Raw genomic sequence first — 12839 nt, forward strand, 5'->3', positions numbered from 1 at the left:
TGTGATAAGGTAGCATAACATCTATGAGTTACAGAAATGCCTGACGAAAGGGAACTTACGGAGGGGGATGCCGGTGAACGAGATGGAATGGGTGCACACTCGACGCCGTATCGTCTCCGGATGCTCTCTTTCGAGCGCTCGGCAATCCGAAGCGTCGACGGGTGTTGGGGTATCTATTCGGACGGGGGGAAGCCACGTTCGAGGAGTTGGTTGACGTCCTCGTCGGGTGGGTCGCTTCCGAGGGGGTAGTCGTCGGGCCGGACGAGCGGCGCCGACGACCGACAGAAGTGTGCGCTCGTCGCCGAACAGCGCGGACCGGGCGAGTTCTACGGCACGTGGACCTACGACCCCTCGCTCGTCGACAGCGCGTTCGAAGCGGTTTCCTGAAAAACGAACCGCTACGGTGCGATGGCGGCCATCACCTTCGCCTCTATCTTCCGGAGGTGTTCGCCCACCGTCCCGTCAGAGCGGTCGAGGTGGTCGGCGATGTCTTGGTGGGTCGCCTCTCGCGGCACGCGGTAGTAGCCCACCTCCAAGGCCGCCTGCAGCGTCTCCTGTTGCCGCGGCGTCAGCATCGAGAACAGTCGTTCCTCCTCGGGAACGTAGTCGCTTATCTGTTCGAGATTGAGGCCGAGACCGTCGGGGACTTTCGGGATGACCTCCCGAATCACGTCCTCCTCGCCGACGATGTGGGCGCGCAACCCGCCGTCGGCGGTGTACTCCAGCGGCATATCGAGGATGAGTTCGTACTCCCGAAACAGGCTGAGGAGGTCGACGACGGTGTCGTTCGGGACGAAGTGGGCGTAAATCGTGACGTGGTCTTCGCCCTCGGAAATCTGGTATTCGAGGATTTCGGGGGACTCGGAGGCGATTTCGCGCATTCGCTCGACATCACCGGAGAGTTGAAACAGCGTGATAGCGGTGTCGTCGTCCAGCAGGCTGATGTTGTGGAGCAACTCGCGTGTGATATTTGGCTCCGCCGCCAGCGTCTCGTCGACCGGGTGTAACCCGCCCTCCCGAGGGATGATGACCGTCCGAACGTAGCGCATTGTACCTTTCAATGGTAACTCATGGATATAAACGCTTGGCAACGGCCCTCATCGGTAACGAATGAAGCGAACGGCGTCGTGATATAAAGACCCACCCATGGGAGGAACAATCCACAGGGACGAACGGCCGAACCGATTCGGTACACGGGGCGTCCGCCCCGAACTCCGACCATGAGTGAACTCACAGACCGCATCGAAGCATCGCTCGAAAAGTCCGCCGACGAACTGGAAGCCGACCTCCCCGACCTGCTGGCTGACCTCGACGGACAAACCCGCGAGTTCGTCCAGGAGAACCCCGGCCTCTTCGGCCGTCTCGTCGGCCGCATGGACGAGATGGAAGTCGCGCCGTTCGTCGAGGAAAACCCCGAGACGGCCGACGGCTTCCAGAACTTCCTGTGGACCGGCATGGAGGTCATCGTCGAGAACAGTCCCGAGGTCCAAGAGCAAATCGGCCAGGACATCACGGTCACCTTCGAGGCGACCGACTGCCCGATGGACGGCCACATGCAGGTCGACGGCACCGAGAAGACGCTCACCGGCGGTGCCGGCACCTTGGAGGACCCGACGCTGAAAATCAGCGGCCCCGCCGACAACCTCGTCGGCCTCATCACCGGTGCCATCGACCCCGTTCAGGGGTTCATGAGCCAGCAGTACGAGATGGACGGTCCCGTCGCGACGGGGACCCAACTCGCCCCCATCATGGGGAGCCTCTCGGAGAGTTTCGAGTAAGATGTACTACGACGACGACGGTGGAGAGTTCCGCGAGAACCTTCGGGCCCACCTCGAAGAGCACATCGAACCCATCGTCGACGAGGCCGACCGCGAGCCGCTGACCCGCGAGGAGTTCCTCGAATACACCGGCGTCCTTCGGGAACTCGACATCGGCTTCGAACCCGGCGTCGCCGAGGAGTACTTCGGTAACCTCGAACGGTTCACCATCGTCTCCGAGGAAGTCTCCCGGGTGTGGCCCAGCCTCAACGTCGCGTTGCAGATGTCGTTCCCGTCGGTGTTCGTCCAACACGCCGCCGACGTAACGCAGGACGCGATGTTGGACAAACTCCACGACGGCGAGTGTATCGGCTGTCTCGCCGTCACCGAACCCGAGGGCGGCAGCGACACCGCCCGACCCAACACCGTCGCCTACAAGGACGGCGACGAGTACGTCCTCGAAGGGAAGAAACAGTGGGTCGGCAACGCGCCAATCGCCGACGTGGCCCTGGTCGTCGCCCACGACGACGAAGCCGACACACAGGACATGTTCCTCGTCGACCAAGCGAACTCGCCGTTCGAAACCGAGACGATGGACAAACTCGGCTGGAAGGGCGTCAACAACGGGAAGATGTACTTCGACGACGTGCGGATTCCCGAGGACAACCGCCTGTCAAACATCGTCGGCAACGCCCTGATGGACGGCGCCGACATGCAGGAAATCGTCCCGTTCCCCGAATCGGTCTCACAACTGTTCTTCGAACAGAAGGCCCTCAACGCGACGTTCTCGTTCATGCGGACGGGAATGTCGTTCATGGCCGTCGGCATCATGCAGGCGGCCTTCGAGGAGGCCCTCGAATACGCAGAGGAACGCGAGACGTTCGGCGACCCCATCGGGTCGACCCAACTCGTCCAGGAGAAACTGTACGAGATTCTGCGGGACCTCGAAACGTCGCGGCACCTCTCGCGGCACGCGCTTGAACTGCTCAAACGAGGCGACGACCGCGCCCGCCTCATCTCCTCGCTGGCGAAAGCCTACACCGCCGAACGCTCCGTCGACGCCACCTACAACGCCCTGCAAATCCACGGCGGCGAGGGGCTAAAAACCGAGAACCGACTCGAACGCTACTACCGGGACGCCAGCGTCATGACCATCCCTGACGGCACCACCGAGATTCAGAAACTCATCGTCGGCAAGGAGCTGACGGGGATGAGTGCTTACTAACACCCACTTTTTACTCCCTCGGGTGTCCTTGCGCGCCTTCGGCGCGCTGCGGGCACCACTCGGTCGCAAAAACGTGGGGAAAAACGACCCGACGCCTCGCTACGCTCGGCGTCGGTGGAACCGCTCGCGCCTTCGGCGCTCGCGGATGCTTGTACTCGCTCTGCCCTACACCGACAGCACCGGCTGTGAGGCGTGAGCGAGGACGTACTCGGCGGCCTTCTCGATGACGGCCTCGGGGTCGCCCGTGACCGGTTCTCGGGGGATAACGACGAAATCGGCCTCCAGTGACTCCGTCACGTCGAGGATGACGCTGCCGGGGTGTTGAGAGAGCCGCGTCTGGGAGTAGCCGTACGCCGAGGAGTGGTCGACCGGGATGCCGTCGGCGACCGCACGGACGCCGGCCATCACCTGCTCGCCGCGCTCGGCGATGGCGGCGGCCTCGACGCTGCCCTCCTCCATCGCCGCGGCGGCGTTCTCCCCGAGGACGTACAGCGCGTGAACGACGGCGTCGTAGCGCTCGGCGATGGCGGTGGCGTATTCGACGGCCTCCATCGCCGCATCCGACCCGTCGACCGGAACGAGGACCGTTTCGACCTCCATACGCTACCCTCGTGAGGGGTGGTCAAAAAACCATCCGCGCTGGGGCCGTCTCGTGAGGGTGCTTCCTTCGGCGTTCGATACGTCTCGGCGAACGGAATATCGATACGCCCTACGAACGATTTAAACTACGGTGAATAACTCGCATAATTAAGTTACGAGTTTGGCGACTTCCGCAAGTATGAGACTGGGGAGGCGCGCCCTACTCGCCGCTTCGGGGTGTCTGGTTACCGGACTCGCTGGCTGCCTCGATGGAACGACGGACGCTTCGGAAAGCGGCTGTCTGACTCCGGTAAACCTTCCGACAATGACCGGACCAGACACGTGGCCGCAGTTCGCCGCGACGGCCACGAACGCGAATTTCGTTCCCGGTTCCGGCGTTCCAGCCGACCCCTCGACCGTCGGGTGGCGTTCACCCGGAAGTGAGGCACTCCTTCCGCCCGTTATCGCCGAGGACCTCTACGTAGCGGATTCGGGTACGGGTTCGGTCTCCGCAGTCGCGGCCGACGACACCGTCCGCTGGCGCTACGACGAGTTCGACCGGACTCGATGGCCCGTCGCCGTTTCCGACGGCACCGTCGTCGCACTCACGGAGAACGCCGACAGCCACGTTCTTCTTCAGGGAATAGACACCGAGGACGGGACAGTACGATGGGACATCGACACCACTGCCTCGTTTCGCGGGATTCTGTTACCGATAGCACCGACTGTCCGAGGGGGCATTGTTTATATCTGCACTAACACCGGCGTTCGGGCTGTCCAAATCGACGATGGAACCGCCGAGTGGCACACGGAACTCGGCGCGCACGTCGTCGAAGGGCCGGACGGTTCCTCGTGGCGGACGCTGTGGGCGACTCCCGCCGTCACCGAGAACCACGTCTACACCTTCGACAGAAACGACACCTCGGGTGACACCAGAACGATACACGCACTCGACCACGGTGGAAACATCGCGTGGAAGCGCGAGATTCCGGTGCCGGACGACTGGCGGGTTCTCGGTCACGTCGTCGCCGGCGAGAGCAGATTGTTCGTCGTCGCCCACCGCGAAGATGTCCGACTGATGGGGCACAACGGGACGGACGCCGACGGGAAGTCTCCGAAGAGTCGACTGTTCGCACTCGACGCCGACACCGGCGACACCGCGTGGCGTACCGACTTCGAGGGTGCCGCGCCGACGCCGCCCGCGCTGGCTGGCGGAATCCTCTTCGTCACGTCTCGCCGTAACGACGGTAGCGGTCGACTCCTCGCTTACGATGTCGAATCACAGTGTGTGCGCTGGGAGTACGAGAGCGACCGCGGCGTCGTGGGGACGCCCGCAGTGCCACCAGAGGCCCTCTGTATCAGCGAGGGCGACCGACTCACTGCGCTCGATGTCCAAAAAGGGGAGCCTCGCTGGCATCTCGGTTTCGAGTCCTCTGTGTCCGCGCCTATCGTAGCCGGCGGGAGCGTGTACGTCGTGGACCGTGTGTACACGGACCAGCCGATGCGAGTCGTCCGCGTCGATTGAGTCCAGCCGCGTACTTTTATGCCGTCGCCCCGCCGAGACCGAGTATGTTCGAGACGGTGGTCGTGGCGACCGACGGCTCCGAGAGCGTCTCGCGGGCGGTCCACTGTGCGCTCGACCTCGCATCGCGCTTCGATGCGACCGTCCACGCGCTGTACGTCATCGACGAGAGCCACGTCGAATCGCTGCCCGACCGGCTTCACGACGAGGTTCGCGAGGCTCTCGACGAACAGAGCCACGAGGCCCTCGACGCCGTCGTCGAGGCGAACACGGCACGCGGGGACGGCGTCGAGTTACAAACCGCCGTCAGGGCCGGCCCGCCGTCCAAGGAGATAATCGGCTACGCCGACGACGTCGACGCCGACGCGGTGGCGATGGGGACGCGCGGACGCCACGGGGAACACTCCTTTCTGCTCGGCAGCGTCGCCGAACGCGTCGTCCGAACGTGTTCGCGGCCGGTGTTGACCGTCCGACAACTGGAGTGACCGGCCGGCGGCAAGCGGTGGGATTATTCCCCGCGCCGCCCCTCCCGTCGGTATGGACGACTATCTCATCGACGACGACAACATCCCGCTGGGCCGCCGCTCGGTCCTGCCCGGCGAGGGCTTCTTCACGCCGGATTCCTTCGACGAAGCCCAAGCCGAAAAGGAGGCCCGCGAGGCCCTCGCCGGCGCCGACCGGGTCGTCGTCGCCGACCCCGACGCCGACGGACTGGGCTGTGTCGCACTCCTCCGGGTGGCCTTCGGCGATGCTGCTCTCCTTCCCGCAGGCCCCCACGAAATCGCCGAGGCGCTGGAGTACGTCGCCGAATTCGGCGAACCCGACCTCGAAGTGTTCGTCTGTGACCTCTGTCCGGACTCCGAGAGCGACATCGAGGCGCTGCCGGCGGTCGCCGAACGCGCCACCTCGGTTCGGTGGTTCGACCACCACCAGTGGGACGACGACCTCGCGAGGTCCGTCGAGGAGTACGCCGCCTTGACCGTCGGCGACTCCGAGGAGGTGTGTACGACCGACGTGGCGCTTGCGGAACTCGACTACACCTTCGACGACCGCTACGCCGACCTCGCGGCGGTCACCCGCGACCACGACCTCTGGCTCCGGGAGGACCCCCGAAGCGACGACCTCGCGGATTACGCGTACTGGTCCGACCCCGAGGAGTACATCGACACCGTCGTCGAACACGCCGCAGACCTCCCGGCGGAGGTGGAGTCGTTCCTCGAAGAACAGCGCGTCGAGAAGGAGGCGCTCATCGAGAAGGCCATCGAGCGGGCGGAGTTCGAGGCCATCGGCGAGTGGACCGTCGGCGTCACCTACGGCCGCTGTTCACAGAACGAGGTCGCCGAAGCGATGCGCGAGGAGGGCGCCGACGCCTCGGTCATCGTCAAGCCCGCGGGGTCGGCGTCCATCCGCGGCACCGACTCCTTCGAGCGTTGTCACGAAGTTGCCGGGCAGGTCAACGGCGGCGGCCACCCGAAAGCGGCGGGCTGTAAACCCGATATCTACGACGACATGCTGGATTACGCCCACCACTGGACGACTCGGGGCGCTATCACGAAACAGGTCATCCTCGATGCGTTCCGGAACCTGCCCGAAGAAGACGAGGAAGGCGTCGAAACCGACCGCTAACTCACTCCTCGACGACCCACTTATCCGAGTAGGTCGTCCCGCAGGCACAGGCTGCGTAGCCGTGAATCACGTCGCCGTCGGCGTAAATGCCGCCGACGCCCTCGTTTTGTTCCTCCGCGAAGGCGAAGACGAACTTGACGTAGTGGTCCTCGTCGGGCTTGTCCTCGGTGTCCGGACACGTCCCGCCGGTGCAGTCGGCGTCGATGTCGCCGTCGGTCTGCATCGCCATCCCCGCGAAGTCCATCGCGTTGAGGCCAGTCGCCTGCTGGAACGCCGACCGGCCCTCCTTGCCGGGCAACACCAACACGACGCCGTCGTCGACGCGGGTTCCGATTTCCAGCAACTCGCCCATCGTCCCGACGCCCTCTTCGTGGAGGTACACGAGGATGTCGTCGACGCGCTCGCCCTCTAGGAAGGCGTCATACAGCGCGCTCGCGGGGCGGTCGTCGTCGGTCATCCGTCGAGGTCCTCCGCTATCGAGGCGAGGCTGTCGTCGGGCGTCTCCGCAACGTCGTAGACGGCGTCTTCGCCCGGTGCACGGAGGCCGTACTGTTCGCCGTCGACGACTACGTCAAGAAGCGCGGAGCGACCTGCTTCGAGGCCGGCGGATTCGACCCACTCGATGAGTCGGTTCTCGCCGCCGCCTTCCCGGGCGAGACGGGCGTTATCGTAGAGGCCGCGCAGTTCGTACTCGCCGTCGAGGCCGACATCGACGGGGGCGTGATACGTCGACTCGTCGGCCTCGATGCGGACGACGCCTTCCGGCATCGTCCCTTCGGGAACGACGAGTTTCGGTCGGTCGAGCGCGCCGGCTGATTCGATGGCGACGCGAACAGTCTCGACGCCGTCGGAGGAAAGACTGGGCATGGATGCGATACGAACAGAAGGGGAGATTACTCGTCGTCCTCGTCGCCGCCGAGCAGTTCCTCGACGGACTGGTCGCCGCGACCGACGATTTTTGCGTTAATCTGCCGCGTGTCGTCGGAGACCTCGGCGCCGCGGACGGTCACGCGCTTGCGCTCGCCGTCGACGCTCGGCTCGAAGCCGACGCCGCCCTCGAGGAGGATGGCCTTCGTGCTGGTGCCAGCCACGTCCTCGCGCATCGGGCGGCCGGAGGTGTCCGACCCGCCGGTGAGTTCGAGTTCGTAGCCGGGGAGGCCGACGGCATCGCCGTCGACCGTCTCGCCGAGCGAGCGGCCGATGAATCGGTTCGCGTCCTGTCCGTCAACATCGAAGGAGTGCGTGGTGCCCTCCTCTGGGTCGCCGACGACGACCTGAAAGTCTGCCATACGGGTTTCAACTCGATGCGTCGGCAAAAGGGTATTGAAAAGACCTCGGCGTCTGAACTGCCGCTGAAGCCCGCGTTCCGTGCTCAGTCGGCCAGTTTTGCGGCCATCTCCAACTCGAAGCCGCTGGTGTCGCACGGCTCGAAGCCGACCTTCCGGTACAGCGCCGTCGCGGCCTTGTTCCAGCGCTCGACGGTGAGCCACACCTGCTCGATGCCGCTCTCGCGGCCCGCCCCGAGCAGACACTCGATGAGTTGGGTTCCGATACCCGCCTCCTGAAACTCTCGAAGGACGAAGATGGCCAACTCCGAGGCGCCCTCGGTGTCGGGAACGAGCGTCGCGTGGCCGACCGCGTCGTCGCCGTGCCACGCGACGACGTTCACACACTCATCGAGGAGCAGGTTGTCGAGCCACTTCCGAACTCCCTTTTCGGCGGTCGGCGGAATCCCTTGTGCGCGGTCCTCGGGGTCGAACTGCAGATACATCTCGACGAGCGTCTCGAACTCGTCGTCGTAGCGGCGGATTTCGATGTCGCGGTCGTCGCGGTCGGAGAACGAACGTGGTGGCCCTTCGTAGGGCCCGGCCACCTCGTCTGGGTACTCGCGAGTCATCGGATGAGTGTCACCGTCGTTTGGGCGTTCAGCAGGACGAACTCAGCAATAGAGCCGAGTTGTACTTTTCCGAGCGGACTCGTCTCGCCGCCGCCCAATACGATTCGGTCGAACTCCTCGCGCTCGGCGAATTCGAGCAACTGACTCCCCGGATGCCCGGAGAGCGACACCACCTCGGCGTCGAAGCCCTCGGTTTCCAACACCGCGTCGACGCGGGTCCGCAGTTCCTCTTCGTCCATGGTTGAGTCCGGGTTCTCCACGATAGCGATGGTGAGGTCGTCGCCGGCCGCCATCGCTCGCGCGACGGCTTGCTCCAGCGCATAGAGGGAGTCCTCGCTTCCGCCGATACCCAGCAGCACCTTCATGCACGGTGCTTGACGCCCCGAAGCAAAAGCCTCCCGGCCTCTCGTGTCGGCTCGCTGAATTGTTGTGTGTGGGCGACCACCCTTCCGGTCGGCCGACGCGACTCACGGCCCACTTCGTTCGCCGTTCGGACGTATCATGGTCCTCCTTACAGTCGGACCACGCGTACGCCACCCGTCAGACAACGCCGATACGCTTTTTCGGCGTCAGAACGCTACGGCCAGTATGGCCGACGACGCGCAGGCGACGGACGATGGGGAGGAACCGACGCCGGCGTTCAGACGACTTCCGGAGGACGAACGCACCGACAGCGAAGCTGATAGCGACGCTGACGTTCCCGAGGACGTCCGGGAGTACGCCCGCTTTTCGAAAATCGACGGGGCGACCTACGACCGTGCCAACGAGTTCCTCCGGGACCGGACGTACATCACCGCCCGCGAGTGGGCGATGGCGCGACTCTGTGCGGATTTCCGCACGGAAACCGGCGTCGAGATGACGAAAATCGGCGAGAACCTCCCGGAACTCGTCCCGTTCATGACCGACACCTACAGTCCGCAGGCGGTCAATCAGGCCCGCTCGTCGTTCGACGAGAAGGTCCGAAAGGCCGGTGCGACGTTCCTCTACGGCGCGATGTGTGACTTCTACACCGCCGAGGAACTCGACGACCTGATGTACGAGATTACCGAGGTAGCGAAGTTCCTCCTCGAAGTCGAGGGCGTCGAACTCACCGTCGACGAGGAACTGGAAGCCGAAGAGCGCATCTCCAGTGTCATGCGCGAGGTCCGGGAGTCCTCGGCGGCGCTGCGACACGACGAACTCGCCTGTCCGAACTGCGGCCACGAGATGCACGCCACGGAAGACGGCACCGACGCCGACATCGCCGCCGACGCCGCCGACGCCGCCGACGACTGACGCGCGTTACTCGCGGACGTTTTTCCCGTCTCCTTCACCGAACTCGCCGTCGTGGTAGACGACGGTCCCCCGAACCATCGTCAATTCGGGGAAAACGGCATCGCGACCCTCGAACGGCGTCCACCCGCACTTCGAGTGGAGCGCTTCGCCGCGAATCGGCACGCTCGCGTCGGGGTCGAACAGCACGAGGTCGGCGTCGTTGCCGGCTTCGATGCGACCCTTGTTCGATAACTCGAAGATGTCGGCGACGTTCGCCGCGGTCACGTCCCGGACGCGCTCGTAGTCGATGGTTCCCGTCCGGGCCTCCTCCAACAACAGTGGGAGGGCGGTTTCGACGCCGGGAACGCCGCTCGGCGCGTCCCAGATGCTGGCGTCTTTCTCCTCGCGAGTGTGGGGTGCGTGGTCGGTCGCGACGATGTCGACGGTTCCGTCGATGAGTCGCTCGAACAGTTCGTCTCGCCGCCGCTCGCTCCGCAGCGGCGGGTTCATCCGGCCGAACGTTCCGAGTTCTTCGAGGTCGTCACGCGAGAGGAAGAGGTGATGCGGCGTCGCCTCGCAAGTCATCCCCGCCTCGTCGGCGATGTCGGCGCCCTCCGGCGTTGAGGTGTGGGCGATGTGAATCTCCGAGTCGAGGCCGTTCGCGACCGTACAGGCGCGGTCGATGGCCTCGATTTCGGCCTCGGCGGCGCGGTAGGCGCTCCAGGCATCGGCGTTCACAGGACGTGCGTCCTGTGTGCTCGCGAGAGCGTCGCTCTCGCGACCGTCGTCGCGTTCTGTGGCCGCCTCATCGAACAGCGTCGCGTCTTCGGCGTGAACGGTCACTTTCACGCCCGCTTCCTCCGCTTTTTCGAGGGCATCTTCGAAGAGGTCGGCGTCGATGCCCATCTCGCCCGTCGAATCGGCGAGGAACACCTCACCCAGCGCCGCGATGGGTTCCTCGAACAGTTCCTCGGGGTTCCACGCCTCCGTAACGCCGCCGTTGATGCCGTAGTCGATGGCCGATTCCCGCGCCAATCGAGCTTTCTCCTCGAAACTCGCGGCATCTATCGTCGGCGGGTCAGTGTTCGGCTGGTCGAACACCGTTGTCACGCCGCCTGCAGCGGCGCTCTGTGACCCCGTCGTCCACGTCTCCTTGTGGGAGTATCCCGGCTCTCGGAAGTGGACGTGGGCGTCTATCATCCCCGGGAAGAGACGCTTTCCGTCGGCGTCCACTACGTCTCCGTCGGCGTCGAGTCCCTCCCCGACCGCGGCGATGGTTTCGCCGTCGACGAGCACGTCACGAACCCGGCCGTCGGCGAGCGTCGCGTTCCGAATGAGCATTACTCCGACTGTGGGGGGCCGACTCCTAAACGTCACGGAGTACGTCCTCCGCCGCGACGCGCTCGACGCGTCGCTCGTCGACGAACGCCGACTCGATGGCGTCGACGACCGCGCCGGGGTCGCCGGGGCCGCCCGCTGTTTCGACGCTGCCAACCGATTCGGGGTCGAACGGCACGTCGAGGGCGTCGTACACCGGAGTGAGTACGTCGGCGATGGCGGATTCGTCGGTCGCTCGGACGACGATACAGCCGCCGACGGTCGTGGTTTCACGGCGGACGCGCTGGGCGATGCCGGCGATTTTCCCCGCTCCCTGCAGGGAGTGGTCGCCGGGACAGAACGCGCCGTCGGGTTCGTCGTCGCGGACCGTCGCCCCCAGCGACCGAAGGGCGCGTTTCAGCCGGTTGGTCGTGTCGTCGTATCGGTCTCCGATCCCCTCGCCCTCTCGATTCGGGACGACGTAGGAGAACGCGACGACCGAACCGGTGTAGGCGACCGCACGGCCGCCGACCTCGCGTTCGACGACCGCGTAGTCTCGCTGTCGGGCAGCCTGCCGAGCGCAATCGTAGCCGTCGCTGGCGGCGTCGCGGCGTCCGAAGGCGACCTGTCGATGGGGCGTCCACACACGGAGCGCCGGTTCGCCGGTCGCCTCGACGCCGGCCGAGAGCGCGGCTTCGACCTCCCGGTCGGCGTTCACGTCTTCCCTTCGGCCTCGAACGACGCGCATGGGTCGCGTTGGTGACGACGGGGCTAAAACGGCCCGGCCCGAAGCTGCCGGTATGGTGACGCTGCCGTCGTCGGTCATCGAGGCGTACGAGCGGTTCTCGCTGTACAACTCGCCGTATCCGGCCCACGACCGCGGCTGTGCCGTCGATTTCTACCCCGGTTCGGACGAGGCAATCTCGCCAGTCGCCGGTGAGGTCATTGAGACGCGAACGGTTCGCTGTCCGCCGAAACCGTACGCCGTCGACGAAGACCACCTGATACTCGTCGACTGTGGCGACGTGGTCGCCCGTATCCTCCACGTCGACCCGGCGGTTTCGGCGGGCGAGTCGGTCGCAGTCGGCGAGTCGCTCGGCACGCTCGTCCGCTCGGGTTTTTTCGGCCAGTGGGTCGACAACCACGTTCACCTCGGCTTCCGGAGCCACGACCAGAACCTCCGGCGGGCATCGGGGTCGCTACCGTTGGAGTTAGACGTGGCGGTCGCTGGCGTGCCGTGGGACGGCACTGGCGAGGTGCTGGAGACGGGACCGACGCACGTCTCACTCGACGCGCCGACGTACCCGGGGGAGGGGTTCGCGGCGCTGTCCAGCGACGAGGGTGTTCCGCTCGATGGTGGACTTCCCCACTACGCTGGTGGCGGAACGCTACGGCAACACGAGGGGTCGGTGTCGCTGCTCGGAACGACGGTCGGCGAGGCGACGGGACGGGACATTCGCTGGGAGGACGTGGCCGTTTACGCCAACGATGTCCGAGCGACGGGGCTATCGCTGTTCGCCTCGCAGGTGCCGTTCGGCGCGAAACTCGTCTTCCACGATGGCCACGACTTCTCGGCCGGCGAGTCGGTTTCGGTGTCAATCGAACCGACGAGCGAACCGGTTCGGTTGGGCTGACAGCCGGTGGTCGGACACGACAGCGCGC

At 65.2% G+C, this 12839-nt stretch carries 16 protein-coding genes; 7 read left to right on the top strand and 9 right to left on the bottom strand.

The window, feature by feature from the left end; all coding sequences use genetic code 11:
• Positions 1–398 precede the first annotated feature (398 nt).
• Complete coding sequence (locus tag NMP98_RS13950) at positions 399–1049, bottom strand: helix-turn-helix domain-containing protein (RefSeq protein ID WP_178915263.1); 651 nt, start codon at positions 1047–1049, stop codon at positions 399–401.
• 171 nt (positions 1050–1220) lie between these two features.
• On the opposite strand from NMP98_RS13950, the gene NMP98_RS13955 reads away from it, so the two are divergent.
• Together NMP98_RS13955 and NMP98_RS13960 are read left to right on the top strand one after the other, a co-directional pair.
• Positions 1221–1778 (top strand): SCP2 sterol-binding domain-containing protein, encoded by a 558-nt coding sequence (locus NMP98_RS13955; RefSeq protein ID WP_254858480.1) that lies wholly within the window; start codon positions 1221–1223, stop codon positions 1776–1778.
• 1 nt (position 1779) lies between these two features.
• Positions 1780–2982, top strand: coding sequence for an acyl-CoA dehydrogenase family protein (locus NMP98_RS13960; protein WP_254858481.1), 1203 nt, complete (start codon positions 1780–1782; stop codon positions 2980–2982).
• 165 nt (positions 2983–3147) lie between these two features.
• On the opposite strand, the gene NMP98_RS13965 is transcribed toward NMP98_RS13960, so the two are convergent.
• On the bottom strand, positions 3148–3582 hold the full coding sequence (locus NMP98_RS13965; RefSeq protein WP_254858483.1) for a universal stress protein: 435 nt from the start codon (positions 3580–3582) through the stop codon (positions 3148–3150).
• Between the two features lie 304 nt (positions 3583–3886).
• On the opposite strand from NMP98_RS13965, the gene NMP98_RS13970 reads away from it, so the two are divergent.
• From NMP98_RS13970 to NMP98_RS13980, 3 genes are read left to right on the top strand one after another with little or no spacing between them, the layout of a single operon-like run.
• Positions 3887–5086 (top strand): PQQ-binding-like beta-propeller repeat protein, encoded by a 1200-nt coding sequence (locus NMP98_RS13970; protein WP_254858484.1) that lies wholly within the window; start codon positions 3887–3889, stop codon positions 5084–5086.
• 44 nt (positions 5087–5130) lie between these two features.
• Positions 5131–5568, top strand: coding sequence for a universal stress protein (locus NMP98_RS13975; protein WP_254858487.1), 438 nt, complete (start codon positions 5131–5133; stop codon positions 5566–5568).
• 52 nt (positions 5569–5620) lie between these two features.
• Positions 5621–6709, top strand: a complete 1089-nt coding sequence (locus tag NMP98_RS13980; protein WP_254858489.1) for a DHH family phosphoesterase — start codon at positions 5621–5623, stop codon at positions 6707–6709.
• Position 6710: 1 nt separating this feature from the next.
• Here NMP98_RS13980 and NMP98_RS13985 read toward each other — a convergent pair whose 3' ends face one another.
• The 5 genes from NMP98_RS13985 to NMP98_RS14005 form a co-directional block, all read right to left on the bottom strand.
• Positions 6711–7166, bottom strand: a complete 456-nt coding sequence (locus NMP98_RS13985; protein ID WP_254858491.1) for a DUF5807 family protein — start codon at positions 7164–7166, stop codon at positions 6711–6713.
• Positions 7163–7576 (bottom strand): DUF7112 family protein, encoded by a 414-nt coding sequence (locus NMP98_RS13990; RefSeq protein ID WP_254858492.1) that lies wholly within the window; start codon positions 7574–7576, stop codon positions 7163–7165. Before NMP98_RS13990 ends, NMP98_RS13985 begins: the two co-directional genes overlap by 4 nt.
• Before the next feature lie 26 nt (positions 7577–7602).
• Positions 7603–7998 carry a 30S ribosomal protein S6e gene (locus NMP98_RS13995; RefSeq protein WP_254858494.1) on the bottom strand — a complete coding sequence of 132 codons (396 nt, stop codon included), beginning with the start codon at positions 7996–7998 and terminating at the stop codon, positions 7603–7605.
• 83 nt (positions 7999–8081) lie between these two features.
• Entirely contained in the window at positions 8082–8606 is a 525-nt protein-coding gene (locus NMP98_RS14000; RefSeq protein WP_254858496.1) for a GNAT family N-acetyltransferase, read from the bottom strand.
• Positions 8603–8971 (bottom strand): universal stress protein, encoded by a 369-nt coding sequence (locus NMP98_RS14005; protein WP_254858497.1) that lies wholly within the window; start codon positions 8969–8971, stop codon positions 8603–8605. The genes NMP98_RS14000 and NMP98_RS14005 overlap by 4 nt, the downstream gene beginning before the upstream one ends.
• Positions 8972–9194: 223 nt before the next feature.
• Between NMP98_RS14005 and NMP98_RS14010 the strand changes: the two genes are divergently transcribed.
• Positions 9195–9881 carry a DUF5806 family protein gene (locus NMP98_RS14010; protein ID WP_254858499.1) on the top strand — a complete coding sequence of 229 codons (687 nt, stop codon included), beginning with the start codon at positions 9195–9197 and terminating at the stop codon, positions 9879–9881.
• Between the two features lie 6 nt (positions 9882–9887).
• Here the strand turns inward: NMP98_RS14010 and NMP98_RS14015 are convergent, their stop codons facing one another.
• Both NMP98_RS14015 and NMP98_RS14020 read right to left on the bottom strand, forming a co-directional pair.
• A complete protein-coding gene (locus NMP98_RS14015) occupies positions 9888–11201 on the bottom strand; it encodes a dihydroorotase (protein ID WP_254858501.1) in 1314 nt (437 codons plus the stop codon).
• A 25-nt stretch (positions 11202–11226) separates the two neighbouring features.
• Positions 11227–11925, bottom strand: a complete 699-nt coding sequence (locus tag NMP98_RS14020) for a lipoate--protein ligase family protein (RefSeq protein WP_254858503.1) — start codon at positions 11923–11925, stop codon at positions 11227–11229.
• Positions 11926–11977: 52 nt separating this feature from the next.
• Here NMP98_RS14020 and NMP98_RS14025 point away from each other — a divergent pair, with 52 nt between their 5' ends.
• Positions 11978–12811 carry a DUF8155 domain-containing protein gene (locus NMP98_RS14025; RefSeq protein ID WP_254858504.1) on the top strand — a complete coding sequence of 278 codons (834 nt, stop codon included), beginning with the start codon at positions 11978–11980 and terminating at the stop codon, positions 12809–12811.
• Positions 12812–12839: the final 28 nt, after the last annotated feature.

It is taken from the genome of Natronomonas gomsonensis (assembly GCF_024300825.1).
Taxonomy (GTDB): domain Archaea; phylum Halobacteriota; class Halobacteria; order Halobacteriales; family Haloarculaceae; genus Natronomonas; species Natronomonas gomsonensis.